We start from the raw sequence: 25,727 nt of genomic DNA, 5'->3' as shown, positions 1-25,727 counted from the left end.
CTTGACCCCCGCTTTGTCGTTGCAGAACTGCTTGTGTTCCTCCTTGGAAAGCCAGTACGCATCCAATTTGTCTTTGGAAATATCTATCCCAATGGTATCTTCCATATGTCTTTTCCTAACCTTGTCTTGTCATGCGGGCCCCAAGCCCAAGTATCCGTTCAGGTCACAAGAAAAGACGGAGGCGACCATACTCAGCGACGGTCCACGACGACCAAGAGGGGAACGGTCCGACCTCCGCCGCTGCCCGGCATGAATGCCGTGCCGGGCAGCTATTCCAGCTTCGCACAGGAACTCCTCAATTCATAAGACAAGAGGGGCGAGAGCCTGAACAACGTCACACCCGCCGACGTCTACTTCGGCCGCGACAAAGCAATTCTGAGGGAGAGAGCGAAGATCAAGGCACTGACAATCCGTCAACGACGCTTGCAACATCAAAAACAAGCGGCATAATCAATTACACAAACGAACCAGAGCCTTCAAAACTCAAACCGCTCTGATGTCCCATTTTATATGACGACGGACACTCCCTCTGCTTGGTTGCAATAAAACCATCTTGGCACAATTGATGCCGTTGGGGTGGGGGCATCCACCGCATCATGTCTTCGGCTTCTGGAACTTGCGGCAAAAGGTCCTGCTGAAAGGAAAAATGACATGATCGCAGCGATATTCGCCCTAATAGGGTTTCTCTGGGGGTACAGCTTAGCCCGTAAGCGCGGCGGTAAGTTTCTCGACCGGCTGCAGTACGGCGCAGGCTTCGCTATTGCTCTCGGGCTGTTCGGCACAATCCTTGGCATCGCGCTCGCGCGATTTATAGGGGCGTCCTGATAAGCGAAACCTCGCCGGTCCTGAAATTTTCACATCTTTGTCGGTTGATCCTCTAGTTCCTTGAGGTTCTAGACGTCAGGACGCTCTCATCTATTGGACCTAGTTTATGCGGCTTCGTCACATTCAGATCTTTCTTTGGTTTGCGGCTGCGGCAGTCTTTGCATTCGCAGCGTTGCGGTGGCCTGCAAATGACGACGACGCAGCGGCTGGTCCTGACTTCATTCCCACGTTCACCCTAACGGACAGCGAAGGGCGTGTGCGCATGACAGCCGATTTCCGCGGCAAGTTCCTTCTTGTATTTTTCGGATTCACAAGCTGCCCGGATGTCTGTCCAACCACACTAAGCGACATATCTCTCTGGCTCGAAGAACTAGGTGCTGACGCCGATCGCATGATTGTCGCGTTGATTTCGGTCGATCCGGAACGGGACACGCCAGACGTCCTTGCCGACTACGTCAGCAACTTCGATCCACGCATCATGGGGCTGACGGGATTTGCTGACGACGTCGCGCAGGCCGCCGCAGATTTTCGCGCAACCTATCGCCGCGTCTACAAGGATGGTGGTGATTATACGATGGACCATACCGCCGGTGTGTTCCTGTTCCACCCCGATGGGCGCTTCGCCAGCATTATCGACTTCCATGAGGACCGGCGCTTCGCTGTTCCCAAAACCCTTCGAACCCTCAGTTGAAAGGTCATTCTGCCAGATGATCCGCCCCGCATTTCTGATCCTTGCTCTCGCGTCATTCGCCCCGCTCCAGGCAGTGGCCGATCCTCCGACAGCGCATTTGCCCATGGCATTCGATGCCACAATCGAACCCGGTGACACTTTGGACAGCGTCCTTGGTCACGCAGGAATCCCCGCGACGATCCGGGCAGAAGCCGCACTGGCACTTTCGGGAGTCTATGACTTGACCGACCTGCGACCTGGTCACCGGATCGAATGGACTGCGGCGTCCGGGGATCCAGCATCGCTGACACGCCTGTCACTCTTCGTGGAAGATGGTGTGGAGATCGCTCTCACCTTCAACGGGCCGATCGCGGCACAACGGCTTGACCCACCGGTTCGTGAGACGGACCGGCGGGAGACGTTGACCCTCGATGGAGCTCTCTACGACGCCTTGATGGGGCGCAATGCACCGGAACGCTTTGCAGTTGACCTAACGGCACTTCTTGCCGGCCAAGTCGATTTCAGGCGCGACCTGAAAGGTGGAGAGACCTTCGCTCTGGCCTGGCAGGAGGACCAGCTTCCCGATGGCAGCATCGCGGGCGAACCGCGGCTCAGTTACGCCAGACTTGAATTTGCGGATCGCGTCATCGAGCTCGTTGCGACCGAAGCCGCCGGCCCGGTCATCGTCTTCGAGGACGGTGAAGCCGTGCAGCGTTCAGCGGCACCCATCCTCGGTGCCCGCTTGTCGTCCGTCTTTGGCCGCCGAAACCATCCTGTACTGGGCGGGGTCCGTATGCACACCGGGATCGATTACGCGGCACCCGTGGGGACCGAAGTCTCGGCGACCGGCGCCGGGCGGGTGACCTTTGCGGGTACGATCCGTGGCTACGGCACCACGATCGATATCGATCACGGCGGTGGAGCCGTTACGCGATATGCGCATCTGTCCGAAATTGCCGATGGCGTTCGCGTGGGGACGCGTGTCAAGGCTGGAGACGAGGTTGGCGCGGTTGGCGCGACAGGGCTCGTGAGCGGCCCCAACCTTCACTACGAAGTTCGTGTCGACGGCAGACCGGTCGATCCTAAGGACCGGGGCGCTTTGCCGGAACAGGAGATTGCTTCGGCAGATGATCTCAATGCGCTTGCCACCTGGCGCAGCGAAACTGGCTTCATGCCAGTGACTGACGGAGAACGTGGATGATAGAAAATCGTATCAGCCGCCGCGATGTCATCCTTGCAGCAGCAGCCTTTGCCGTAACCCCTGCCGCCAAGGCACAGGCAGAAGAGGAACCGCCGATCCATGTCGTCAAGGGGCGTGGGTGCGAGTGCTGTGAAGCATGGGTCGACTATCTGCGGGAGCAAGGCTTCACGGTTACGGATGAGGTGTCGATGGGAACGTTGCTGATCCGCTTAAAGATGGAACAGGGCATTCCAGCAAAGGCGTTCTCCTGCCACACGGGGAGCGTTGACGGTTATGCTCTCGAAGGCCATGTCCCGGCTGCGGACATCCGCAGGCTGCTCGACGAGCGTCCTGATGCAGTTGGCCTCGCCGTGCCCGGCATGCCTTACGGCTCCCCCGGTATGGGATCAGAAGACAGTCGGGACGCCTATGACGTGCTGCTGGTTCGCCGCAATGGCAGCCTGGAAGTCTATACAAGCTATACGGCAGCGTGACGTGCCAGCCAATTGCGTCGGCGTCACACAAGTGCCTGTGTGCCTTGTGCTGTTCATTGAAAGAATTTCGCCGCGTTGGTCACGAGTGGCCGGATCGGGGTATCGTCTCACTTTCGTTGGGTGGGTGAAAGCCAAGAGCCCTCGAACGCCGAGGCGGCTCCGAATGCAAGGTTTGAATTTTCAAAATCTGACTCCCGAGGCGGGCTGGTGGCCGAGTGATAGGGTCAATGACTGCCCCGTATAAACTAGTAACCCCTTTCGGAGTATCGAGGCGTGCACATCAGTGTTTCTTCTGGCCAATCCATTGAACCGTGATCAGAGAATATTATCTTAGTCATTGAGTTTGACTAAATTATCAACATTGGAGTCGGCAAAAATGAAGAGGTACGAAGATACCACTCCCGTTGTGCTGGCAGAACCTAGCAGCATTCGGAATCACGAGCCGACAAACCCGAGGAGTGACTATTCTATGAAATGCCCAGTAGATGGTGAAACCCTTGTCATGGCTGCCCGCAGTGGTGTCGAAATCGACTATTGCCCAAAATGCCGCGGTGTCTGGCTTGACCGTGGCGAGCTCGACAAAATCATCGAGCGTGCGGCTCCTACCGAGCGGCCCCAAATTGCGCCCTCACGGTCCGGCTCTGATCGCCTGGAACATTTGTCACGCGGCGATGATGACCGAGATAGTGACAGGCGTCGTTGCAGGGACGACGATGATGATAGAGAAAAGTACGGTCGTAAAAAGCGTGGTTCCTTGTTGGGTGATTTGTTCGACTTTTAGTTCAGTCCTCCGCGGCGGCTTCAACAGTACAAAGGGCGGCGAGCGTCTTGCTTGTTGAGAGGTATTGTTTCCGACGATATGTTATATCGTTACATTTTTTTATAACCGAATCGCTTGGGTGTACAATGTCGTCATTGACGAGAGTCCGATCGGATCCCGGCTTGACGACATCGACGACTGAAGGCACAGTCAGGTTTGATGGTTCCCGGCCAAACTACGCGCGGCCGGGTGAAAAGGGAATACGGTGTGGTGTAGGCAAAAGCCGCCAATTCCGTGACTGCCCCCGCAACTGTAAGCGGCGAGCGACCCTCGGTGCCACTGGCCGAATGGGGGATGCGGACAGAAACTTGGACTGCTTTCACGTTATAAGTCCTAGGCTTTTACGGTATTCGATTGGGCTTCGGCCACCAAGTGACATCTTAATGCGCGTTTCGTTATATCAACGGATGTAAACGGATGTAGGCGTCAACCTCGTCTATAGACGGGGCCGCTGTAAAAGCGCGCCAATCACGAGGATAGAAGAACTCGGTCTTCAGGCGTCCGAAGAAGCCTTCACATGCAGCATTGTCTTGCGAACTTGCCTTTCGTGACATCGAGCGAACGAGCCTTGCTGTATTTATACGCTCCAGCCAGCCAGGCCAGCGATAATGGCCTCCGCGATCGCTGTGCACTTGGTAGGTAGGCCGATTATCTGCAAGAACATTGCCATAACGATCAAGAATGCGCCCACGTACTGGCGCAATCAATTGCAGATTGATCCGATTGTTTTCGGCAAGCATGCGATACTGCTCGGCATCGCGGATTTGCATCTGGCGCATCCGCAAGCCTAGAACGCCAATAATAGCGGCCTGGACGCCACCCATCACAAGCGCCCGCCTCGTTATACGTTTCTGGCTAATTTCTGCGCCTGAATAGAACGACGCATCAGTTTTCTCCGATCATGAAACGGATGGCACTACGTTTCCGCCATTCGGTTCGGATCGCGAGGCACAGTAAGACAAAGCCGACTGCAGCGAGCCAAGGTCGAAGGGGATCGAACCAACGCATCAGCGCCTCGCTGCCAAAAATTAACATTAGGACCTTGTTGCAGGTCCGGCAGGCAATTCCAAGAAATGACGCGACGCTGCCTATTCCGGCTTTCTTTGTTGAACAGCTTGGCTGCCGGATCGCTGTGAACACGCCTGCGAGGATCGCGAAAATAAAAAGGTAGGGAAGTTCCCAGCCTGCTATTGGCGTCATTCTTGTAAATAGCGGATTTGAATCGACCCAGTGAAAACCTGCTCATGCTATAGTGAAGGAAATAGCGATGAGTGTGACGATGGACGCTGAGCAGGGCCGCAGCACCGGTGTAATCGTTGACCTGACCTTCGGTCATAAAGAACCGGATCGGGCGGCCATCAGCATCGGTGACGGCATGCAGCTTGGTCCCTCTCGCCGATTGTTCCAATCGTCTGCCGGGCAACGGTTCATCCCACCCTTGGTTCGGCCTATGAGACGGCCTCGTTGGTCGTCGGGCCCCCCTTTTTACCCGCAGGCTGGTCGCAGTGCGGTGCGCCTTCAGATAGGTAGCGTCGATCATCACCGTCTTCGGCACCGCCGCCTCTGCCGCCAGCCCGTGCATCATCCGGGCGAAGATGCCCTTGTCGCCCCATCGCTTCCATCGGTTGTAGAGATGGAGTGGTTGCCGCCCTCCCAAGGGGGCATCGTAATGTGCCAAAGTGGTGTTGCTCAACGCCACGCGAAGAGGAGGACGGCGAGATGAAGGATATGATGATTGGGGTCGATCTGGCAAAGAATGCTTTTCAGGTTCATGGGGCCCTTCGAACGGGGAAGGTTCAGTTCCGCAAAAGGCTGACGCGAACGCAGTTTTCTGTGTTCATGGCTCAGCAGGAGCCCTGCCTGGTCATTTTTGAAGCTTGCGGCAGCGCGCATTACTAGGCGCGCGAGATGGAAGCAGTTGGCCATGAGATAAAACTGATCGCGCCACAGTACGTTAGCCCGTTCGTTAAACGTCAGAAAAATGATGCTGCTGATGCTGAAGCGATCGTCATCGCTGCCCGCCAGCCGGAGATGCGTTTTGTTGAACCCAAAACGGTCGAACAGCAGTCTCGCGCAGCCTTATTCCGTGGCCGTGAACGACTGGTTCATCAGCGGACCGCGGATCTAAATGCATTGCGGGCGCTTCTATATGAGCACGGCCATGTGTTTCCCGTAGGAATGCGCCACCTCAATCGCATAACGGCCCTTGTAGAAGATGAGACCGTCGACTTACATGCACTTATCCGCGAGGAGTGCTTGGATCTGCTGACGCAGATTGCAGAAAAAACGGCGAGTGTCATCGAGCGTACCACGAAACTCAAGACGCTGGTCGCCGCGTCAGACAGGGCGCGCCGGCTTCAGACCATGCCGGGTGTTGGACCGCTGACGGCCGTTGCCGTGGAAGCGTTCGGCCCAGACATGGAGCAGTTCAAAACTGGACGCGACTTTGCGGCTTGGTTGGGTCTTGTCCCCAAGCAACATTCTTCTGGAGGCAAGGAACGTTTGGGGCGGATGACCAAGGCTGGCCAAGCCGATATCCGACGTCTCCTGATCATTGGCGCAATGTCGCGATTAGGCTGGCTTGGGCAGCGAACCATTTTGGAGGGCAGCTGGTTGTCACGAATGTTGGAGCGCAAACCCAAGATGCTGGTTGCGATCGCGCTGGCCAACAAAATGGCCCGCCAGATATGGGCGATGCTGACGAAGAACGAAGATTACAGGGATCCGGCGCTGGTGGGCGCGGCATGATGTTCGTGTCAACCTGCTAGCGACGGTGCCAAGGGAGTGTAAGAAGACGACGACCTGAATGGGCAAAACGATCGAACAGGTCCGGATAGGGAAAACCAGTAAGACCCTGAGAGTAAGAAAGCTCGGTGTAGAGATTTGGACCCGATCCGCTGATCACCATCCCGGCCCGCAGCTTTTGGAAATGCCGCATCTTGAGGCCTGACAAAAGTTCGCACTCGATCACATCCGAACAGGGTCAAAAACTTCTTGCAATATAGGCGGCAACCACAAAAGGGGCTTAGCAGGGCCATACTCTTTGGATGCATCGCACCACCGCAAGCCATTGCGATTGATGAAGATAATTCCACTTAAGACCCGCCCCCTCACGGTTTGCAGGCAAACCGTTGCCGGGCAACGGATCATCGACGCGCGGCCTGCCGTGGCTCTTCGGATAGAAGGGTCGCAGACGCTCCATTTGAATGTCTGTCAGCCAGAAAAGATTGCTCATTATCACCCCCGTCAGTTCGGGAGATTGAATCAGGCAGCTAAGAGAGCCTCAAGCCCAACAATGGGTCCTACCCTAGCAACCTTGATGTCCCAACGTGGATTTGTATAAATCTGAATTTCAGAAAACCTTTGCAAGATATTAGTATAATTGGCTCAGATATTGCGTTTAGAAAGAAATCGGCACAGGGACATACACCTGCGCCGAAAATTGGGCTGTTTACTTCAATGTGACGATGGTCACTTTGCCATTGACCCGTTCTTCGACGAACTCGATGGCCTGGCCTTCTGACATCGTGGCGATCATATCCTTATCGGCGCGGAACACCATTGTCATGCTGGGCATTTCGAGATTGACGAGCGGACCGTGGTCAACCGTGACTTTTCCCGCCTTGGCATCTATTTTCTTGATGGTGCCCTTGCTGTATTTCACATCGGCCTGCGCCATTTGGTCGCCGACGTTCACCTCGCGGTGCATACCTGACTCGTAATGGCCGAGGATGAGGCAGGCCGCTTCGAATGTGCCCGCATTTGCAAAGGTCCAGACAACCTCGCCCAAAGCACCCGGTTCAAGACGAATACGGTTCGGATCGTCATGTTCCATATCCATCTTTGCCATTTCTATCTTGTGCTCAGCGTTTCGCTCGACAGTGTCGAGAACAAACTCATGCTCCAACTCACCTTTGTTTGTGATGTTGAATCGAATTGTTTCGCCCTGCTTGACGTTCATATCTTCGCTTTCGATGAGCATTTGGCCTTCGTCGTTTTCAAGAAGGGTCACGTTGATCGTCCGGTCAATCTTCGCGGCCGCTCCGGGTGCGCCGACTTCCATCATTGACGCAGCCATTCCAGGTTTCTTGGCGTGGCCTGCATCGGCAAAAGCTCCCGTTGCGAAGGCGAAAGTGATGGCTGTGCCGAGAAGTAGTTTTTTCATGTTTTTGTCCTATAAGTTGGTTTGTCTTGATGTGACGAAGGGCCGATCAGCCCTTCGAGGTTAGTTTTGGCGTGAGAATGGTCTTGGGGCTGTTGTTGGTGGCGAATTCAGGCAGCTCGCCCGTCCATTCGTAGGCCTGTTCACCGGGCGGATTTTCATACCAGCCTGGGTCTGAGTAATCGTCTGCGTCAATGCCTTCCCGCACCTTCACAACCGAAAACATGCCTCCCATCTCGATGGGGCCATATGGCCCCCAGCCGTTCATCATCGGGATGGTATTATCGGGCAATGGCATTTCCATTTTTGCCATGTCGCCCATCCCGGAGGTGCCCATTGGCATATACTCCGGCTGGAATTTACGGATCTTCTGAGTGAGCTGCGACTTGTCCACGCCAATAAACGTTGGAACGTCATGGCCCATCGCATTCATAGTGTGGTGCGATTTATGACAGTGGATCGCCCAGTCGCCAAGATGATCAGCCACAAACTCGTAAGCCCGCATTGCGCCCACGGGAATATCGATCGACACCTCTGGCCACTGCGCCGAAGGAGGCACCCAGCCGCCATCGGTGCAGGTCACCTTGAAATCATAGCCGTGCATGTGGATCGGGTGGTTGGTCATCGTCAGGTTACCAGCCCGAACCCGCACGCGATCGCCCTTGTTGACTACCAGCGGGTCGATATCGGGGAAAATTCGGCTATTCCATGTCCACAAGTTGAAATCCGTCATCGTCATGATGCGCGGAACATAGGTGCCGGGATCAAGGTCATAGGCATTGAGCATGATCAGGAAATCGCGATCCACCGGCATGAAGGTGGGATCTTTAGGATGGACTATAAAAAAGCCCATCATTCCCATGGCCATCTGGGTCATCTCATCACCATGAGGGTGATACATGAAGGTACCAGATTTGACCAAGTCGAACTCATAGATGAATGTTTTTCCTGGTGGGATGCTGGGATGGCTAAGCCCCGAGACACCGTCCATTCCTGAGGGCAAAATGAGACCGTGCCAGTGAACCGTGGTGCCTTCGGGGAGTTTGTTTGTGACATAGATGCGCACCCGGTCGCCTTCCACCGCCTCGATTGTCGGGCCTGTGGACTGGCCGTTGTAGCCCCACAGATGTGCTACTGTGCCCTCGGCCAGCTCGCGAACCACGGGTTCTGCGACTAAGTGGAATTCTTTGACGTTGCCGTTCATCCGATGGGGCAATGTCCAACCGTTCAGCGTGACCACAGGCGTGTAATCCGGCCCCGAATTGGGGCGCGGCGTGATTAGCGTGCTGGCGCTGTCCATCAGGGCAGTTTCAGGCAAGCCCATATTTGTGGTCTTGCTCCAAGCTTGGCTAGACACGAGGGCAGCACCCGCAGCCCCGGCTCCAATCAATTGACGTCTGTTCAACATGGGAAGTCCTTTCATTGTCGGGGTCAATGGCCTGCACCGCCGGCCGCGATTGCGGGGCCTTCGCCGCCGCCTGCACCGCCCGCGCCGCCGCCATAAATCGCTGCGGTAAGCTCAGCCTGCGCGAGGTAGAAGTCACGCTTGGCATTCGCCGCCTCAAGCTGTGCGCCAAGTTTTTCGCGCACATCTGTCAGAAGCTCGAATGTGTTGGTGATCATGCCGTTATAAGACAGCAGACCTTCTTCCTCGACAGTGGTGCGCAGCGGCACCACGACATCGCGGTAATGGCGCGCGATCTTGTAGGACGCGTGATAGGCAACCTCAGCCCCGCGTGCTTCGGACCGCACGTTGACGGCCTTTTCGGCTAGCACATTAGCGGCTTGCAGATAAGAAAGCTCTGCCTTGCGCATCCGTGCCTTGCCTGAATCAAAGATCGGGATCGCAAACTCAAGCTCGACCTGCGGGGTCACAACCTTTTCGATGTCACCGCCCGCGTCCACCTCACGCTCAAGTTCGGCACCCGCCACAATCTCCAAATCGCTTACGATCCGGGTCTGATCTGTCAGGCCGAATGCCGCAGCCTGTGCTGCCAGCCCCAATTGCGCGACCCGCAGATCAACACGGTTGGCCAACGCTTTGCTCTCAAGATTGCTGATCTTTCCAACGGATTTGGGCAATGCAGGCAATGCATCGGGCACAGTATAATTAACATCACCGCCCCACAGGCCCATTAGGCGGGTCAATTCTTCTTTGGCCCGCGTGGCGTTCAGCCGCGCTTTTGCCACCTGCCCCGCAAGTTCGGCGTTAAACGCTTGTTCGCGTGCTTGTCCGGCCTTGTTCAAAGCACCTGTCTCGCCCAGCTTGCGGGCCAGTTCTGACCCCGCGTCTGAGGTTCTTTTGGCTTGGGTCAGATACCCAACAGTTTCAAACGCAGCGACAGCGTTGATCCACGCAACGCGGGTTTGATTGGCAAGTGCAAGCGTATCGTTTACGGCGGTCTGCTGCGCTTGTTGAAAAGCGGCATCAGCCACGGCAACACGCTGTTTACGGGTGGTTGCATCCAGAATATTGGCCCGAAACAGACCTTCAATCGCACGGTATGCGCCGAGCTCTGGGGCGCCAATACCCAGAAGTCCGATGGAAACTATGGGGTTTACAGGGGTAGATTGCTGCCATGCGTCGGCCGCTGAAAGTCCTACGTTGGCATAAGCGGCTTGCAGCCCCTTATTATTGAGCAGGGCGGCCTGGACGGCAGTATCGGCACCGATACGCTTACCTTTGACCATGCCTTGGACTTGCTGTTGCAGGGCATCATTCTCGGCCTGCGTTTGGACAAAGGCGGTTTGTTTGCCAATCGCGCCAGAGGTTTGCGCGGAGACTGCGGCAAAACCGGCCTGTGTGTCTGTGTAGGAGCCGGGAACGGCGCCGACGCAGGCGCTCAGCAACAAAGGCGCCGTGAAAAACATAGATCGTTTCAGAATGCGCATCACTTGCCCTCCGTCTGTTCTTGATTGACTTCGCGCCAGTCGCGCGGCTCGGTCGGGCCGCGGTAGGTGTATCCAGCAAAGGGGTCTTGTGGGCGGAGCGGCGATACTGCGCCAGACGTCGCGACAGCCTGCAACGCTGACGTATGAGGAAGCGGCGTTGGCGTTGATGCGCATGCACCAAGAACCAAGGCACACGCCCCGCTAAAGAGTTGGGATTTCATATATTCTACCTGATCATAAAGACATCTCGCGCGGAATGTGCGCAGAGGAGCAGCCCCGGACGTCAGGGGCCGAGCGTCAGATCAGGTGTTTTGGGGGGCGCAAAAAGCCGTACGAAACTGCGGCGACAGGGAGTGCCGATGGAAACACATTACCAATAACCGCCGCATCTGCCTGTGGTGATGCAAACGCTTCAGTCAGGATGGCCGAGAGGCATATACCTGTGCAGCATTGATTTTGGCCTGTGTCGTGTGAGGATGTGTCAGCTTTGCTTGACGCACAATGCGTTTGTGATGCCGAATGGGAATCAACATCCTGAAGTGAGGGTGTTTTGCCCTGCTCCATGGCAGAATTCCCGTCGCGAACGCCTGCTGCTGCATGCGCCCCCGCGGGTGGGGAGAATGTCAAAGCAAAAGCAACAACAAGGCACGAAAGCACCCGAACTAGCTTTGCTAAGGCATTTTTCTGTTTCATTCATCCCAAGTCTCAAAAAAATGCGGAGCTGTCAAGCCATCCAGCGTGGGAAGGTTTCTGACAAATCTGTGATAACTTGGTATATCTATACGACTTTGGTGATGTAACCGCCCCGGCGGCATCTCTGTGCCAAAGTGGGTCTGTGAGGATCCACAAAAGGGAGCGGTTACATCAGAGCCCCATGCGTATCTCGAGTCGCGCTTGCCTGAACGCGCGCATGCCGTTCAGACAGAGCGGAGTTGGCACCAGTTCAGTGACGTTACCGGCAAGCGGCCATCACGCTGGCGATGCGGGGAAACCAACTTTCGCCAGCGCGGCTGTTACAATTGCCGCATCAGCATTGCTTTCGACCGCGACCTTTCGCGCCGGCATGTCAAACTCGATGCGTGCTACTGGATCGAGACCGTGGATCGTTTTTTCTACGGTCGCCTTGCAGTGACCGCAGCTCATGTCGGGAATATGGTAGGTAATCATTGGTCTCTCCTTTCAGGTTTGCTTATAGATCAACCCGCCGCAGGCGCAGCGCGTTGGTGATAACGGACACCGAAGACAGGCTCATTGCAGCCGCCGCAATCATTGGCGACAGCAACAGCCCGGTGACCGGATAAAGAAGTCCTGCCGCAATCGGCACGCCGAGAGCGTTGTAGGCAAAGGCAAAGAACAGATTTTGCTTGATATTACGCAAGGTGGCGCGTGCCAGTTTGCGTGCCCGAACGATGCCCATCAGATCGCCGCCCAGCAGGGTGATGCCAGCGCTTTCCATTGCCACGTCAGCCCCAGTGCCCATGGCGATGCCAACGTCTGCGGCGGCGAGTGCGGGAGCATCATTCACGCCGTCCCCCGCCATTGCAATCTTGTGGCCCTTGCCTCGCAATTGATCGATTAGCTTTTTCTTGTCTTCCGGCAAAACGCCCGCGCGCACTTCGTCGATACCAAGCTTTCCGGCAACCGACTGCGCGGTGCGCTCATTATCGCCTGTCGCCATAATAACGCGCAGCCCCTGCGCGTGTAGCTCTTTAATCGCTTGTGCTGTGCTCTCCTTGATCGGGTCAGCCACTGCCACAATGCCTGCAAGACTACCATCGACCGCGACAAACATCGCGGTCTTACCCTCGGCGCGCAGAGCGTCCGCCCTTTCCTCGGCCTGCGCCGTATCCAAACCCATCTCTTGCATCATCGCGGTATTGCCGAGTGCTACGGCGCGTCCCTCGACATTCCCCCGCACACCTTTGCCGGTCACCGACTCAAACTCCGTCGCTTCTTGCCGCGCCGCGCCTTGTGCCTCGGCCCCCTCGACAATTGCTTCTGCGAGTGGATGTTCCGAACCGCGTTCGAGGGCTGCAGCTAAAGACAGAATATCAGCCTCGGGAACATCACCTAATGCCACCGTATCGGTCAGCTTTGGCTTGCCCATAGTCAACGTGCCAGTCTTATCGACGATCAGCGTATCAACACTCGCCATGCGCTCCAACGCTTCGGCATCCTTGATCAGAACGCCAGCTTGCGCACCGCGCCCTGCCGCCGTGGTGATCGAAATGGGTGTCGCCAGCCCCAACGCGCAAGGGCAGGCAATGATCAGCACTGAGACGGCCGACGCAATGGCATAAATCAATGCAGGCTCTGGCCCGAAAATTATCCAAACGGCAAAGGCAAACACCGCAATGCCCACCACAGTCGGCACAAATACAGCCGACACGCGGTCGGCCATACCTTGGATCGGCGCGCGTGAGCGTCGGGCGCTCGACACCATCGCCACGATCTGCGCCAACACAGTCTCAGAACCAACCTTACCAGCCTCAATCACCAATGAGCCGTTCTTATTGATTGTGGCCCCGGTCACGGCATCGCCCGGCCCCTTTTCAACCGGCATAGACTCGCCCGTTAGCATGCTCTCGTCCAAACTGGACCGCCCCTCAACCACCACGCCATCCACCGGCACCGCGTCGCCGGGGCGCACGCGCAGGCGGTCGCCTTCCATGATATTCTCCAATGGTGCATCATATTCTGTGCCATCCGGCAGGATGCGCCGCGCGGTTTTTGGCGCAAGGTCCAGCAACGCGCGTATCGCATCGCCGGTGCGCTCCCGCGCCCGCAGTTCCAACACCTGACCGACAAAGACTAATGCGACAATAACAACCGCTGCCTCAAAATAGGTGCCAACGCCTTGCCCCATCCGGTAAGCATCGGGGAAAACACCAGGCAGAAAAGTAGCAACCAACGAGTAAAGATAAGCCGCTGCCACCCCAAGGCTGATCAGCGTCCACATATTTGGCGAGCGGTTGACAAGTGAGTCCCAACCGCGCCTGAAAAACGGCAAAGCCGCCCAAAGCACGATCGGTGTCGCAAGTACAAACTCCAGATAGCCGGCCGTCTGATGCCCGAGCCAATCGCGCACCGGCAGCCTGATAAGTTCCCCCATGGTCAGCACAATCAGCGGAATTGCTGCCGCCGCCGAAATCCACATGCGACGGGTGAAATCCGACAGCTCTTCGCTCGGCTCGTCCGAGGGCAGCATCGGCTCCAATGCCATGCCGCAGATCGGGCAAGCACCGGGCGCGTCTCGAACAATCTCGGGGTGCATCGGGCAGGTGTATTGGGTTTTTGCGGGGGCAGCCTTTGTACGTCCCTCAGCACGGCCCGAAGCATAAAACCACGGATCGGACTTGAATTTTGTCTCGCATTTGCCCGAACAAAAATGAAAAGTATTATCTGAAAATTCGGCGTGGCGCGTGTCAGCCTCGATCGCGACTGTCATGCCGCAGACCGGATCTTTTGCCGTCTTTGCTCCTTTTGGGATCTCGGGGCTTGCGTGTTGATGATCGTGGTCCATGTCTTGCCAACTTTCTGTTGATTTATGTTGGCCTAAGACATTCCACCGCTGGAAGCTCAAGCCCTAACGGGAAGGGCCGTATTCGTCATCAAGGGGCGGATTGCGGGTCAAAAGGGACCGTCTAATTGCAAACTCCAGCACCATCGCGATCGTTCCCAAGAACGACGATCAGCGGAACAGACTGCCATTTCGTTACCCGGGGATGCGGACAAAAACTTGGACTGTTTTCACGTCATAAGTCCTAGGCTTTTACGGTATTCGATTGGGCTTCGACCACCAAGGGACATCTTGATACGCGTTTCGTTATACCAGCGGATGTAGGCGTCAACCTCGTCAATAAACTGGGCCGCGGTAAAAGTGTACCAATCACGGGGATAGAAGAACTCGGTCTTCAGGCGACCGAAGAAGCCCTCACATGCGGCATTGTCTTGCGAGCTTGCCTCTCGTGACATCGAACGAACGAGCTTTGCTGCGTCGATACGTTCCAGCCAGCCAGGCCAGCGATAGTGGCCTCCGCGATCGCTGTGGATTATGGGACGCGCTTCGCTGTCAGCGATGGTCTCAACCGCTGCATCAAACATGGTGTTCACTAGTTCGGCGTCCGGTTTGGTCCCTATGGCCCAACTGATGACGAGGCCGTCAAAGCAATCGATGATCGGGGAAAGATAGATTTTTCCAGCGCGGATGTGGAACTCGGTGATATCCGTTAGCCATTTCTCGTTGGGCGTGGAAGCCTGGAAGTCACGGTTGATGATGTTCTCGGGCGCGGGGCTGATCTCGCCCAGATATGAGCTGTAACGCCGTCGCTTGGGCTTTGGGACGACCAAGGCTTCCTGTTTCATCAGGCGCCGCACCACTTTCTCGGAGATCGAGATCGAGTGCCGCGTCATAGAGGCTCTGAGGCGGCGGTAGCCATAGCAGCGATGGTTGCTTTCAAAGGCCTCCTTCATGGCGTGGCGCACCGGAAGATACTTATCTTCCACAGTGATACGGGCGCGGTGGTAAAAGTAAGAACTCCGCGCGAGACCCAGCCGGGCCAACAGCGCCGGTGCCTTATACTGACTTTTTAGGGCAACGATCAGCATGGTTTTTTCCCGATTGCTCAGGCTCTGCAGATCGCCGCCAAGATCCTTTTTTATCAGTTCACTCGCAGTCTTGAGCAGGTCATGCTCAATCTGAAGTTCGCGGATGCAGCATTGCAGAGCTTCACGCTGACGTTCCAATGCTTCGATTTCTGGATCCAAGGAAGCACTTTTCTTGCGTTTCATTGTGGCAGGAGCCTCCGAGCCAAGGATCTGGTTTTTCCAAGCATACAGCGTCGGCCTGCTAACTCCGACTTTTTCTGCCAAAGCCTGCGCATTTTCTTGACGACTATAAAGTCCAACCACAGCAGCTTTCTTCACGGCGTCAGAGTGATTGCCCGGTCCATGTGTCCCGGTGGAAACCGTCCCCGTCTCAGGAAATGCCTCGCGCACCCAGGCCGTCAACGTGGCTCGGCCTGGATAGCCTAAGGCATGCAGCGTCCATGAAATGCAGCGCCCTTGGCTGGCATAATGCTCTAACGCCACCTGCTTTTGTGCCTCTGAGAATTTAGGCGGGCGCGGCACTGGACGTATCGGCAAATCCTGCCGACGCTCATATTCTCGATGCCAGCCCTTCAAGGCATTCTTCGTTGGATACCCCAACTCACGGATGGTGGCCCGCACGCGCTTGCCGAGCTTCATATAAAGCTCAACCGCGCGCATTCGTTCTTCGTAGCTATACATGAACTATCTCCAAGATAGTCCAACTTTTCGTCCGCACCCCCCACTTCGCCACTGTCCTAAAACCGCATTTTGATCAGGTGAGCCACCACGGTATGAAGGGAAAAAACAGCCATCTTACTTTGCTCAACGATTCGTACTGATAAGCTATGGCACTATAAGTTGTGTAGTATACCTCCGTTCGTACAAAATACGTTACCACCGCATAGGAAGTAGAATGTCTCTATATTACAAGTTCTTACAGGTATCTTCCTACGAACTGAGTAGAAATTCTCTTTGGGAAGGAAGCAATAATTTCCTTGCAAGACGCGAAAACCTGCCGCATGACTACTTGTAGCGCAAATAAGCGGTAATTGCGGCTTTTTGCGCTACAAATAAATAATCCCGGATAACTGGGGGCTGCGAGTGGATTAAACCATTCCAGCAAGAGGCAAAATGAGGGTCAAATGGCAATCGAGCGAGTATTCGCCGAACTCCAGTCTGATGCAGCAACGCTGCACCAGTCAATTCGACAGCATCTCGAACGGAATTTTGCTCCGGATGCACGCAAACATTTGCGCACCTTCTCTTCCAGCGAGGCCGCAGAATTCCTTGGTTTGGCGGCAGGCCATCTTCGGAAACTCCATGCCGAGGCAAAGATTCCCGATGTCCCCTTGGACGAACGTGGTCGCAAGGTTTATTCAGCAGATGATCTTGGCCAGATCCGTCTTTCCCTCGCCCGCACCACGCGAGACCCCTCCCTTTACCTTCGTGGACGCGTTGGGCAGGATCCGCTGCAAATCATTTCCTGTGTCTCCTTCAAAGGCGGATCAGCCAAAACAACGTCTGCCGCCTATTTGAGTCAATGGTTCGCTCTTCATGGCTACCGCGTTCTGGTTGTAGATATGGACCCACAGGCTTCCTTGTCATCGATGACCGGTCTACGACCAGAGATTGATTTCTCGCACAAAGGCACAGTCTACGACGCTATCCGTTATGACGGCCCGCTTCCGATGAGCGACGTCATTCGCAAGACCTATTTTCACGGTCTGGACATAGCTGCGGGCGGGCTGATTTTGTCTGAATATGAGACTGAAACGCCGTATGCCCTGCGTCGTGGTGCCGAACCGCCCTTTTATCTTCGGCTCCGGCAAGCATTGCTGTCGGTCGAAGCCAATTATGATCTGGTGTTCATCGATTGCCCACCGCAACTCGGGTTTTTGACGCTTTCGTCGCTTGTTGCTTCCTCCTCCATCCTGATACCGGTGGTGCCGAACTTCATTGATGTGGCGTCCTTGGCCCAATTTCTGACGATGACATCCTCTCTGTTGGATACGATTCGCGATGCTGGTCTGTCGTTGGAATATGACTTCCTGCGGTATCTCGTCTCACGATTTGAACCATCCGATGGCCCTCAGGCACAGGTAGCCGGTCTTTTGCGTGCAAATTTTGGCAAACGCGTGATGACAGAGACCTTTTTGAAATCGACCGCTGTATCAGATGCAGGCCTTACCCACCAAACACTTTTCGAAGTGGGACGTGGCAGCATGAATCGCAACACCTATGACCGCGCCATGGAATCAATAAATGCCGTCGCGCGGGAGCTAGAGCAAGACATTCACAAAGCATGGGGGAGGCTTTAATATATGGCCCGCAAAAACATGTTCGAGGGGATAACCCCTACACCGCCACAAACAGATGAGAACGCCACGGCGCCATCCTACCGTCCTGCGCGATCCTCGCCGGAAGTGTTTCAGCAATCCGGGCCAATTGCCGCCATAAGGAACGACCTAAGAACTGTGGGCGCCCGCACCGTGCAAGATATTGATACGGCCCTGATCGAGGATTCAGGCCTCAAAGACCGGATAGGTCTGTTGGATGATGATATTGCGGATCTCCGAGAGAGCATCTCGCGGCATGGTCAACAAGTGCCCATTCTGTTGCGCCCGCACCCCGCACTCAGCGGTAGGTATCAGGTCGTTTATGGGCGTCGGCGCTTAGCTGCAATCAAAGGGCTTGGCATAACGGTCAAGGCCTTGATTCGGACGCTGTCTGATGAAGAGGCCGTCCTTGCCCAAGGCCAAGAAAACAATCTTCGGAAAGATCCGTCTTTCATTGAAAAAACTCTATTTGCCGGCGACTTGGAGGAAGCAGGGTATGAGCCGCGTATTATCCAGGATGCTCTGAATATCAGCCGCAGCCATACCTCGCATATGCGAAAGGTAAGAGAGGCATTCCCGAGAGAGTTGATTGAAAAAATTGGGCCAACACCTTCGGTCGGGTGGAAGCGCTGGTATGAACTAGCTACCAAGGTTTTGCAGCAGAAACGAGATCCAAACTCGGTGCTTCACGGCCCCTTCCCAGCTGCGCTGACCTCAGATCAACGCTTTGATCATTGGATAAAAGCTTTTGAAGCCCACTCTTCACAGTCAAAGAAACAAGGGGCAAAGCCCCCTACCCTCGCCGTTCAGTCGAACTCCGGGGTTAAAATCGGCTCTATTGCTGTGGGGAAAAATAAAGTGACTTTCCAAGCAGACGCAGGATCCGTCGAATTTGCGCATTGGATCGCAGGACATGCTGGCGAGCTTTTTCAGCGCCTGCACCAAGAGTATCTGACTCAATCCGACAACCAAGACTGACCCGAAAAACCGCAACAACAAAGGAGCATTGCAGGAAAAAGATAGACCTCCCGAATGGATCCCACTCGGAAGGCCCGTGCAATACACAGGGCGCCAACCCTGAGAAAGCTCAACTTCAACAAGAGCAATCTAGCGCAGGCCTGATTCGTTAGCAACATCGCAAAGGCGATGATCGGTATTTCTTTGCCTGAATATGTCCCATTTTTGATTGAATGGGAATGCCAAGCTTGGTTGCGAGCGATGAATCCGCTGGGTTGGTCAGACTGATCCGCGTGAACATCCCATGAAACACATCAATATTTCGCTTGCACCGCCAACGCCTGGCAACACCAAATCCGCCGACACCCCAAAGCGCCCCGCCGACCCACGCTGGCACGCTTTGGACCTCCTGCGCCTGTCAAAGACCCACTTCAATCTGAAGGACCGCGACATTGCGGTCTTGCGCGGCCTGCTCTCGCTTATGCCGGTAGCGCAATGGGGCAGCCAGATGGTCGTCTTTGCGTCTAATCGTGTGCTTTCTGAACGCTGCGATGGCATCGAAGAAAGAACCCTTCGCCGTCGTTTGAACAAGCTCGCGGAAGTTGGTATTGTGCTTCGAAAATTAAGCCCGAGCGGCAAGCGCTATCAAATCAAAGATCAAAACAACGCGACAGTTATTACCTATGGCATAGATCTTTCACCGCTTTGCCAATTGGTGCCAGAGCTAGAGACCATCGCAGAGAACTGCCGCCACCAAGATATACAAGCTAAGTCTATAAAGGCTCTAATTCGCGATCGCCTTTACAACAATGAAGGCCTCGCAGCCTCCACGCTAGGCGAAAATGCCCGCCGCTCGCTTCGTCGCAAGCTTTCGGTCGAAGAGTTGCAAACCCTAATCCAGAACATCGATAAAAACCTGCCCCCTGAAACCGCACCCAGAGCTGCAACTGATCTTACTCGCGCACACGAAATGTCCGACAGTGACAGTCAAATTGTCCGGCATATTCAGAATTCTAATAAAGAAGATTTAGACTCTGAAGGGGAAACTACGACAATACCTGAAACCACAAAACTTAAAAACACAGACAATGCTAAGAATAAAGAAGGTGTTCGCTCGGATATTTCGGTATTCGAGTGCATGGAGGCTGCCACAACCGCGCGATCTATGTGTTCAAGCCCACCTCGAACATGGGCAGATGTGACACAGCTCGCAAAATCACTGGGACCCGCTATAGGGCTTCATCCAAAAGCGATTGCCGCCGCAGATGAACGGTTGGGGGAATACGGCTGTGCATTGGCAATTCTCGGCCTTGTTGAAGCGTATGGCCGTATCAAAAACCCGCAGGCCTATTTGAACGCGTTGACGAAAAAGGCCCGTGATCGGGGTCTGGATTGCGTAAAAATGTTCTGGTCTCTTACCACCCCTAAACACAAGCAGGAGCAATTTGTGTGATGCCCTCTCAAGGGGGGGGGCCATGTATACCCCGGTAAACACTACTGGAACGACACGTTATGGCTCGATGTTTACCCCGGTATACACCAATGCTGATAGCTGCCTTTTCTACGTCAGTCTCTCTGAGAGTGAAAGGTTTGTTGGTTTGAGTGTGACGGGAAGTGAGATTGGGAGAGTGGCTCCCAGCGCCCGTCGTGGAGACTATCTGATGGCCCAAGCTGCCAAGAAAATCACTCTGTCGCCGTCGCGCGATATCGCCTTTGACAAACTGGTGTTGAGCCAGTCCAACGTACGCCGCATCAAGGCTGGCGTCTCGATTGAGGAACTGGCTGAAGACATCGCTCGCCGTGGCTTGTTGCAAAGCTTGAACGTGCGGCCTGTGATGAATGCTGAAGGGGTAGAAACCGGTAAGTTCGAGATTCCCGCCGGTGGCCGCCGTTTTCAAGCGCTGTCTTTGCTGGTGAAGCAAAAGCGGCTGGCGAAGTTCGCGCCCGTGCCCTGTATCGTCCGGGAAGTTTCTACTGCAATCCTGGCTGAAGATGACTCGCTGGCTGAGAACATGCAGCGTGTAGCACTGCATCCGTTGGATCAGTTTCGTGCCTTCTTGGCCTTGCGGGAGAAAGGTCAAAGTGATGAAGAAATTGCAGCTGCCTTCTTTGTTGCCCCTGCTGTTGTGAAACAGCGGATGCGATTGGCATCTGTGGCCCCTGCCCTACTCGAGGTTTACGCCGAGGATGCCATGACGCTGGAACAGCTGATGGCCTTTACCGTCAATCCTGATCACGCGCGCCAGATTCAGGTTTGGGATGCCGTCAAATCCTCTTGGTCGAAAGAGCCCTTCCAAATCCGGCGTATGCTGACAGAGGCGTCCGTGCGGGCGTCTGATCGCCGTGCGGTGTTTGTCGGGGTATCTGCTTATGAGGATGCCGGTGGCACGGTGCTGCGGGATTTGTTCCAAGGCGATGATGGGGGTTGGTTGGAGGAACCTGCCCTGCTGGATCGGTTAGTGTCCGAGCGGCTGCAGGTTGAAGCCGAAGCGATCGCCGCTGAGGGTTGGAAGTGGATCGAGATCTCGGTCGATCTGCCTTACGGGTACAGCCACGGGATGCGGCGGCTGTTTGGAGAGGCTGTACCAATGACGGAGGACGAGGTTGCAGCCCATGCGGCGCATCTTGCTGAGTACCGGCAGTTGGAAGAGGAACATTCCGGACAAGATGATCTTCCCGAAGACATCTCGGAACGGCTTGCGGCGCTTGAGTTGGCCATGGAAGGTCTTGAACAGCGCCCGATGGTCTATGAGGCCGACGACGTTGCGCGCGCTGGCGTGTTTGTCAGCCTTGATCGTGAGGGCGGTCTGTCCGTATCTCGCGGTTTTGTTCGGGTTGAGGACGAAGCTCCTGTCATTGCAGATGGTGACTGCGCTATGTCTGATGTAGCGGGGCAGGGGGGAGATGGTGCTGTGTCTGCTTCCCACCTTGGCAGCGCAGGAACTGTCATCACCTCTGGCGGCCAACCTCTGGAGGCGCTTGCTGAGGACGAAGACGATGGGGCGCTTAAACCTCTGCCAGAACGTCTGCTTGTTGAACTCACGGCACATCGCACCTTGGCTTTGCGTGAAGCTGTCGGGCGGTCACCCGATGTGGCGCTGACATTGCTGCTCGTAAAACTGGTCAATGACACGTTCCGGACTGCGGGGGCTTCGGGCAGTTGCCTTGAGGCATCGGTGCGTGAAGTCTATCTCTCGACCCAGGCACCCGATCTGAAGGACAGCGTGGTGGCGAGGTCCGTTGATGATCGACAGGCTAGCTGGGAGGCTGATCTGCCGCTTGGCGATGATGCAGTCCTATGGGATTATTTGACGGCGCTTGATCAAGCCAGTCGTCTTGCATTGCTGGCCCATTGCGTGAGCTTTGGGATCAATGCGGTGCATGAAAAGCCAAACCCGTACGGGGCAGGGATCTCGGCCAGCGGTCTGACCCGGCGCATGGCGCAGTCGGACATCCTCGCCAATGCCGTCGGTCTCGACATGGTAGAAGCCGGTTGGGAACCTACGGTCGAGACCTATCTTGGTCGTGTTCCAAAAGCCCGCATTCTTGATGCAGTCCGCGAAGCCAAAGGGGAGGGGACAGCGCAGCTTCTCGATCATCTCAAGAAGGCTGAGATGGCGGTTGAGGCAGAGCGTCTGCTGAAGGGTTCTGGCTGGTTGCCGGAGGTGTTGCGGCGTATCGATCTGGATGCAGGCACCGGGGCAGGGGAGGGCGAAGCGGTTGAAGACACGCTCGAGCCTGTTGAAGACATCGCCTTGCCGGACTTCTTGATGGCCGATCTGCCGTCAGAACCGGCTGCAATGATGGCCGCAGAGTGATCTGAGCCAGTGGAGGGCGGGATTTTCGCCCTCTTTTCAATTAAATATAACAATATCAATAAGATGAGTGTAGTTCTTTACACTCACAAGGAGAAATCATGTCTGCATCGACCATTATCACCACCGCGCCCTTGGGGGCGCTCATTCGCTACACCGATCGCAGTCCCAAGCCGCCCGCGCGCTTCACCAAAAAGCTGGCGGCTTGGGAACGCGCGAACGGTGTGGGGCGTCTTGTGAAGAAGGAACCACCGCGGTCTTACTCGACCTGGACGGCTCCGGCCTCCTTCACGCTGCATGAGGGCAACTTCTCGTCTGACGGGGTCATTCTCGTGACCATCATGCGCAGCCATTCGGCTGACAGTTCGTTGATCTTCGAGGTGGCTGAGGTGCCAAAGCCCGGGCAGGTCCGAGTGCTGCTGGATTTTGGGGGCAACTCTGAGCTTTTGTACCTGGCAGCCAGTGCCGAGGCTGCGGAGCTGTGGATTGCCAAAGAGGGCTATCGCAATGCGCGGCTGGAGATCGTCGGTGATGACGGCGGCGAAAGTGGGGCAGGGGAGGCGGGCATCGCCGCCTGAGCCATATTCAAAACCGAGGGGCTCGCCACAGGCGGGCGTCTCACCCATCAAGGCCCTGTCCCGCGAACACGCAAGACGCACCAAGGCATCCATCCCTTTGGAAAAAGCTCTCAATCATAAGCGTGCCTGCAAGGCTGGCGAGCGCATGCATCTGCGGGACAATCTGGCTCCTGTCGTCAGGGTTCCATCCCCCGCTTGCCAGTCCCTTCCTTGGCCCAAAGTCTGTCTTCGAGATCAAGCCGCGAGGGCTCGGACTACGGGCAAGCCCGTGCCGCCGGGCGGATTCGGGACAAGCCCGAACGCACCCGGTGATGTCAGCCAGTCTTTGGGCCTTCGGGTTCCTGTCAGCGCGGGGGATGGTCCCCCGCCTCCCAGCAGGAGCCAAAACAAATGTCCCGCAAAGATGCACACGCCTTCGCCGCTTCCCTTGCCGCCACGCTCATGGTCTCGATCGTCGTCTTCCAAGCCGGGGATGGAAGCTTTGGTGCCGTCCCCGCCGATGAAATCGACGGTGACGAGGTCGTGATCGTTTCAGAATACGATCCCTTTGGCTGAGGCCACGGGCCTCATCACTCCAAGGCCCAGATATAGCGCAATCACGCCTCTGGGTCTTTCGCCTGTCCACCGCCGCACGGCGGAGACGCTCCTGCACCGACATAAGGTCGGCGCCCTCACTTCAACAAAAGGAGTTCGCACATGACCGCGACCAACCTCCCCTATGGGGTTCCCACAGGGCAGTCTTGCCCTGTCCAAGGCATGAACCGGCCGAAGCCCCGCTGCACCACTGTCGGGCCGATCGAGATTGGACTTGAGTGTGAGAAAATGACCACAGCCATCGGTACGGACTGGGTAGACCTACATGGCTGCTTTTGTCAGTGCTGCCGTGATGACGGCGCAGAGGCCATCGAGGTGTTAGATGGGCAATCTTTGGCGTCCTCAGTAGGGCGGGGGCTCTCAAGGCCGATCTGCTTGCCACCTATGCCTTTTTGGTTGTTCTGCCCGGCGAGGGTCGAGCAGACTGGATCGTCAAGACCTGGGCCCAGACTGCCGAGCAAGCCATCCGGCAGGTTTGCGCGTGGCAGAACATACCCATCCACTTTGTACGCAAGGTTTCGAGGGCAAAGGATTGATCGCAGGTAGCGTTGCCAGCAGTGCTGGCCTGTTGATCAGCCGATCGCCATATTGTCCGGCGTCTTACCTGCGTTGAGGGCTGCCACAAACCACAGCGGTTTGCGTCCACGGCCAGACCAGGTGAGGGATGGGTTCTCTGGGTGACGGTATTTCGGCTCTGCGGGCGCTCGGCTTGTTTTGCCCTCAATGCCTACCAGATCGGCCAGTGCATATCCCAAGTCCTTGGCGATAGCTTCCAGCTTCACGCGGGCCTCTGCTTTTTGCCGGTCCTCATACGTTGAAATCGCCTTGGCGAGATCCTTTTGCAATTGCTTGAGCTCTTTGAGCGACAGCGCCTCGATGTTGAAATCAGCCATGGGGTCCTCGTGTCCTGTTGATCCTACGCAAATAGCCGTCCAAGTGCGAACGCGCAATTTTGATCCGACTGGTGCAGGAAGGGCAGGGCATGTTGGATTGATCGCCGCATGCGTGGCGCCTGCTATGGTCCTGTCCTGTGCCCGCAAGCCTGCCATTTGTTCTGCACCGTCTCCTGATCTCTCGTGCCCCAGGCACCACTCCCTTCGACTGACAAATCCCCTAAGACCGTTCGGTTTTGGCCCGCAACCCCGCTCACGCCGGGCCGTGTTGGCTAGCGTTTCTTTGGAAACGCGGCACCTGCCCGCACCACCCCGGCCCTCGGGGGTTTCCGGTCATCGGCTGTGCCTTTGCCCGTGCAAGCCAAAACCGACGGTCTTTTTTCGGGTCTTGTCGAAGGGAATGGTCCCTCGGAACACAAAGATTTGGAGACTACACCATGCAAAACATCGTCATCCTCGCAGGCAATATCGGTCAGGCCCCAGAAGCACGCACCACGCAAGGCGGCACCACAATCACCAACTTCACCCTTGCCACCTCGCGGCCGCGCCTCTCGGAAGGCCGGGTCCAGCGCGACGAGAACGGCTACCGCGTGATGGACACCGAATGGCACCGCATCACCTGCTTCAACGGCCTCGGCAAGACGGTCGCAGAGCATTGCGCAAAGGGCATGAAGGTTCTGGTCCACGGCCGCATCCACTATACCAAATGGACCGACGCTACCGGCACCGACCGCTACGGCTGTGAGATCATCGCAGAGAAGGTCGACTTCCTCAGCCGCCCGAAAACCACCGAAGGTCAAGACCCTGAGCTGGTCGACCGCGACGACGAGATCCCGTTCTAACGAACGGGGCCTCCCCCAAAGCCCGGCGGGGAAACCTGCCGGGCTAGAACACAGCCAGAAATCGTCTTCGCCTACAAAC

20 protein-coding genes, 4 pseudogenes and 1 riboswitch are annotated in these 25,727 nt (G+C 56.0%); of the genes and pseudogenes, 13 read left to right on the top strand and 11 right to left on the bottom strand.

The window, feature by feature from the left end:
- Nucleotides 1-651: 651 nt before the first annotated feature.
- The 5 genes from AKU79_RS19435 (at nt 652) to AKU79_RS01180 (ending at nt 3,950) form a co-directional block, all read left to right on the top strand.
- Entirely contained in the window at nt 652-825 is a 174-nt protein-coding gene (locus AKU79_RS19435; protein ID WP_197087172.1) for a hypothetical protein, read from the top strand.
- 106 nt (nt 826-931) lie between these two features.
- Entirely contained in the window at nt 932-1,516 is a 585-nt protein-coding gene (locus AKU79_RS01195) for an SCO family protein (RefSeq protein WP_082223866.1), read from the top strand.
- Nucleotides 1,517-1,532: 16 nt separating this feature from the next.
- Complete coding sequence (locus tag AKU79_RS01190; protein ID WP_050521769.1) at nt 1,533-2,696, top strand: M23 family metallopeptidase; 1,164 nt, start codon at nt 1,533-1,535, stop codon at nt 2,694-2,696.
- Nucleotides 2,693-3,169 carry a DUF411 domain-containing protein gene (locus tag AKU79_RS01185; RefSeq protein ID WP_050521768.1) on the top strand — a complete coding sequence of 159 codons (477 nt, stop codon included), beginning with the start codon at nt 2,693-2,695 and terminating at the stop codon, nt 3,167-3,169. Before AKU79_RS01190 ends, AKU79_RS01185 begins: the two co-directional genes overlap by 4 nt.
- Before the next feature lie 469 nt (nt 3,170-3,638).
- Nucleotides 3,639-3,950 (top strand): TFIIB-type zinc ribbon-containing protein, encoded by a 312-nt coding sequence (locus AKU79_RS01180; RefSeq protein ID WP_082223867.1) that lies wholly within the window; start codon nt 3,639-3,641, stop codon nt 3,948-3,950.
- 187 nt (nt 3,951-4,137) lie between these two features.
- Nucleotides 4,138-4,319, top strand: a riboswitch (cobalamin riboswitch).
- Here AKU79_RS01180 and AKU79_RS01175 read toward each other — a convergent pair.
- Both AKU79_RS01175 and AKU79_RS18790 read right to left on the bottom strand, forming a co-directional pair.
- Nucleotides 4,309-4,672: pseudogene (locus AKU79_RS01175) on the bottom strand (IS3 family transposase); the annotation flags it as partial. (Overlaps the previous riboswitch by 11 nt.)
- Nucleotides 4,673-5,277: 605 nt before the next feature.
- Nucleotides 5,278-5,688, bottom strand: a pseudogene (locus tag AKU79_RS18790) (IS5/IS1182 family transposase); the annotation flags it as partial.
- 20 nt (nt 5,689-5,708) lie between these two features.
- On the opposite strand from AKU79_RS18790, the pseudogene AKU79_RS01160 reads away from it, so the two are divergent.
- Nucleotides 5,709-6,737 (top strand): annotated as a pseudogene (locus tag AKU79_RS01160) (IS110 family RNA-guided transposase).
- Nucleotides 6,738-7,007: 270 nt separating this feature from the next.
- Here AKU79_RS01160 and AKU79_RS18785 read toward each other — a convergent pair.
- From AKU79_RS18785 to AKU79_RS01130, 8 genes and pseudogenes are all read right to left on the bottom strand, one after another.
- A pseudogene (locus tag AKU79_RS18785) lies at nt 7,008-7,224 on the bottom strand (hypothetical protein); the annotation flags it as partial.
- 216 nt (nt 7,225-7,440) lie between these two features.
- Entirely contained in the window at nt 7,441-8,154 is a 714-nt protein-coding gene (locus AKU79_RS01155) for a copper-binding protein (RefSeq protein WP_050521764.1), read from the bottom strand.
- 46 nt (nt 8,155-8,200) lie between these two features.
- A complete protein-coding gene (locus AKU79_RS01150) occupies nt 8,201-9,559 on the bottom strand; it encodes a multicopper oxidase family protein (RefSeq protein ID WP_156209371.1) in 1,359 nt (452 codons plus the stop codon).
- Nucleotides 9,560-9,582: 23 nt separating this feature from the next.
- A complete protein-coding gene (locus AKU79_RS01145) occupies nt 9,583-11,043 on the bottom strand; it encodes a TolC family protein (protein ID WP_050521762.1) in 1,461 nt (486 codons plus the stop codon).
- Nucleotides 11,044-11,340: 297 nt separating this feature from the next.
- Nucleotides 11,341-11,736, bottom strand: coding sequence for a hypothetical protein (locus AKU79_RS19120; RefSeq protein WP_156209370.1), 396 nt, complete (start codon nt 11,734-11,736; stop codon nt 11,341-11,343).
- A 276-nt stretch (nt 11,737-12,012) separates the two neighbouring features.
- Nucleotides 12,013-12,210 (bottom strand): heavy-metal-associated domain-containing protein, encoded by a 198-nt coding sequence (locus tag AKU79_RS01140; protein WP_050521761.1) that lies wholly within the window; start codon nt 12,208-12,210, stop codon nt 12,013-12,015.
- Between the two features lie 22 nt (nt 12,211-12,232).
- Nucleotides 12,233-14,566, bottom strand: coding sequence for a heavy metal translocating P-type ATPase (locus AKU79_RS01135; RefSeq protein ID WP_050521760.1), 2,334 nt, complete (start codon nt 14,564-14,566; stop codon nt 12,233-12,235).
- 227 nt (nt 14,567-14,793) lie between these two features.
- Nucleotides 14,794-16,332 (bottom strand): IS3 family transposase, encoded by a 1,539-nt coding sequence (locus tag AKU79_RS01130; protein WP_050521759.1) that lies wholly within the window; start codon nt 16,330-16,332, stop codon nt 14,794-14,796.
- Between the two features lie 443 nt (nt 16,333-16,775).
- On the opposite strand from AKU79_RS01130, the gene repA reads away from it, so the two are divergent.
- The 6 genes from repA to AKU79_RS19425 all read left to right on the top strand — a co-directional run bounded on the left by repA (nt 16,776) and on the right by AKU79_RS19425 (nt 23,874).
- Complete coding sequence (gene repA, locus AKU79_RS01125; protein WP_050521758.1) at nt 16,776-17,951, top strand: plasmid partitioning protein RepA; 1,176 nt, start codon at nt 16,776-16,778, stop codon at nt 17,949-17,951.
- A gap of 3 nt (nt 17,952-17,954) precedes the next feature.
- Nucleotides 17,955-18,947 carry a plasmid partitioning protein RepB gene (repB, locus tag AKU79_RS01120; protein WP_050521757.1) on the top strand — a complete coding sequence of 331 codons (993 nt, stop codon included), beginning with the start codon at nt 17,955-17,957 and terminating at the stop codon, nt 18,945-18,947.
- 283 nt (nt 18,948-19,230) lie between these two features.
- Nucleotides 19,231-20,379 (top strand): plasmid replication protein RepC, encoded by a 1,149-nt coding sequence (gene repC / locus AKU79_RS01115; RefSeq protein ID WP_050521756.1) that lies wholly within the window; start codon nt 19,231-19,233, stop codon nt 20,377-20,379.
- A gap of 208 nt (nt 20,380-20,587) precedes the next feature.
- Complete coding sequence (locus AKU79_RS01110) at nt 20,588-22,744, top strand: ParB/RepB/Spo0J family partition protein (RefSeq protein ID WP_050521755.1); 2,157 nt, start codon at nt 20,588-20,590, stop codon at nt 22,742-22,744.
- 98 nt (nt 22,745-22,842) lie between these two features.
- Complete coding sequence (locus tag AKU79_RS01105) at nt 22,843-23,319, top strand: hypothetical protein (RefSeq protein WP_050521754.1); 477 nt, start codon at nt 22,843-22,845, stop codon at nt 23,317-23,319.
- A 390-nt stretch (nt 23,320-23,709) separates the two neighbouring features.
- On the top strand, nt 23,710-23,874 hold the full coding sequence (locus AKU79_RS19425; protein ID WP_197087170.1) for a hypothetical protein: 165 nt from the start codon (nt 23,710-23,712) through the stop codon (nt 23,872-23,874).
- 611 nt (nt 23,875-24,485) lie between these two features.
- Here AKU79_RS19425 and AKU79_RS01100 read toward each other — a convergent pair.
- The gene (locus AKU79_RS01100; RefSeq protein WP_050521753.1) at nt 24,486-24,806 is read right to left on the bottom strand and encodes an H-NS histone family protein; all 321 of its coding nucleotides are present in this window, start codon (nt 24,804-24,806) and stop codon (nt 24,486-24,488) included.
- A gap of 437 nt (nt 24,807-25,243) precedes the next feature.
- Here AKU79_RS01100 and AKU79_RS01095 point away from each other — a divergent pair, with 437 nt between their 5' ends.
- Entirely contained in the window at nt 25,244-25,648 is a 405-nt protein-coding gene (locus AKU79_RS01095) for a single-stranded DNA-binding protein (protein ID WP_050521752.1), read from the top strand.
- Nucleotides 25,649-25,727 lie beyond the last annotated feature (79 nt).

Origin of the sequence: Pseudorhodobacter wandonensis (assembly GCF_001202035.1) — a bacterium.
Classification (GTDB): Bacteria; Pseudomonadota; Alphaproteobacteria; order Rhodobacterales; family Rhodobacteraceae; genus Pseudorhodobacter; species Pseudorhodobacter wandonensis.
The sequence above is the reverse complement of the archived record's forward strand: the minus strand, read 5'-3'. Positions and strand labels throughout refer to the sequence as shown.

Excerpts from the sequence above, each read along its gene's own strand:
- AKU79_RS01100 (WP_050521753.1), bottom strand. The coding sequence starts at position 24,806 with ATGGCTGATTTCAACATCGAGGCGCTGTCGCTCAAAGAGCTCAAGCAA.
- AKU79_RS01140 (WP_050521761.1), bottom strand. The coding sequence starts at position 12,210 with ATGATTACCTACCATATTCCCGACATGAGCTGCGGTCACTGCAAGGCG.
- AKU79_RS01150 (WP_156209371.1), bottom strand. The coding sequence starts at position 9,559 with ATGTTGAACAGACGTCAATTGATTGGAGCCGGGGCTGCGGGTGCTGCC.
- AKU79_RS01195 (WP_082223866.1), top strand. The coding sequence starts at position 932 with ATGCGGCTTCGTCACATTCAGATCTTTCTTTGGTTTGCGGCTGCGGCA.
- AKU79_RS19120 (WP_156209370.1), bottom strand. The coding sequence starts at position 11,736 with ATGAAACAGAAAAATGCCTTAGCAAAGCTAGTTCGGGTGCTTTCGTGC.
- AKU79_RS01145 (WP_050521762.1), bottom strand. The coding sequence starts at position 11,043 with ATGCGCATTCTGAAACGATCTATGTTTTTCACGGCGCCTTTGTTGCTG.
- AKU79_RS01190 (WP_050521769.1), top strand. The coding sequence starts at position 1,533 with ATGATCCGCCCCGCATTTCTGATCCTTGCTCTCGCGTCATTCGCCCCG.
- AKU79_RS19435 (WP_197087172.1), top strand. The coding sequence starts at position 652 with ATGATCGCAGCGATATTCGCCCTAATAGGGTTTCTCTGGGGGTACAGC.
- repB (WP_050521757.1), top strand. The coding sequence starts at position 17,955 with ATGGCCCGCAAAAACATGTTCGAGGGGATAACCCCTACACCGCCACAA.
- AKU79_RS01180 (WP_082223867.1), top strand. The coding sequence starts at position 3,639 with ATGAAATGCCCAGTAGATGGTGAAACCCTTGTCATGGCTGCCCGCAGT.
- AKU79_RS19425 (WP_197087170.1), top strand. The coding sequence starts at position 23,710 with ATGTCCCGCAAAGATGCACACGCCTTCGCCGCTTCCCTTGCCGCCACG.
- AKU79_RS01185 (WP_050521768.1), top strand. The coding sequence starts at position 2,693 with ATGATAGAAAATCGTATCAGCCGCCGCGATGTCATCCTTGCAGCAGCA.
- AKU79_RS01130 (WP_050521759.1), bottom strand. The coding sequence starts at position 16,332 with ATGTATAGCTACGAAGAACGAATGCGCGCGGTTGAGCTTTATATGAAG.
- repA (WP_050521758.1), top strand. The coding sequence starts at position 16,776 with ATGGCAATCGAGCGAGTATTCGCCGAACTCCAGTCTGATGCAGCAACG.
- AKU79_RS01110 (WP_050521755.1), top strand. The coding sequence starts at position 20,588 with ATGGCCCAAGCTGCCAAGAAAATCACTCTGTCGCCGTCGCGCGATATC.
- AKU79_RS01155 (WP_050521764.1), bottom strand. The coding sequence starts at position 8,154 with ATGAAAAAACTACTTCTCGGCACAGCCATCACTTTCGCCTTCGCAACG.
- AKU79_RS01105 (WP_050521754.1), top strand. The coding sequence starts at position 22,843 with ATGTCTGCATCGACCATTATCACCACCGCGCCCTTGGGGGCGCTCATT.
- AKU79_RS01095 (WP_050521752.1), top strand. The coding sequence starts at position 25,244 with ATGCAAAACATCGTCATCCTCGCAGGCAATATCGGTCAGGCCCCAGAA.
- AKU79_RS01135 (WP_050521760.1), bottom strand. The coding sequence starts at position 14,566 with ATGGACCACGATCATCAACACGCAAGCCCCGAGATCCCAAAAGGAGCA.
- repC (WP_050521756.1), top strand. The coding sequence starts at position 19,231 with ATGAAACACATCAATATTTCGCTTGCACCGCCAACGCCTGGCAACACC.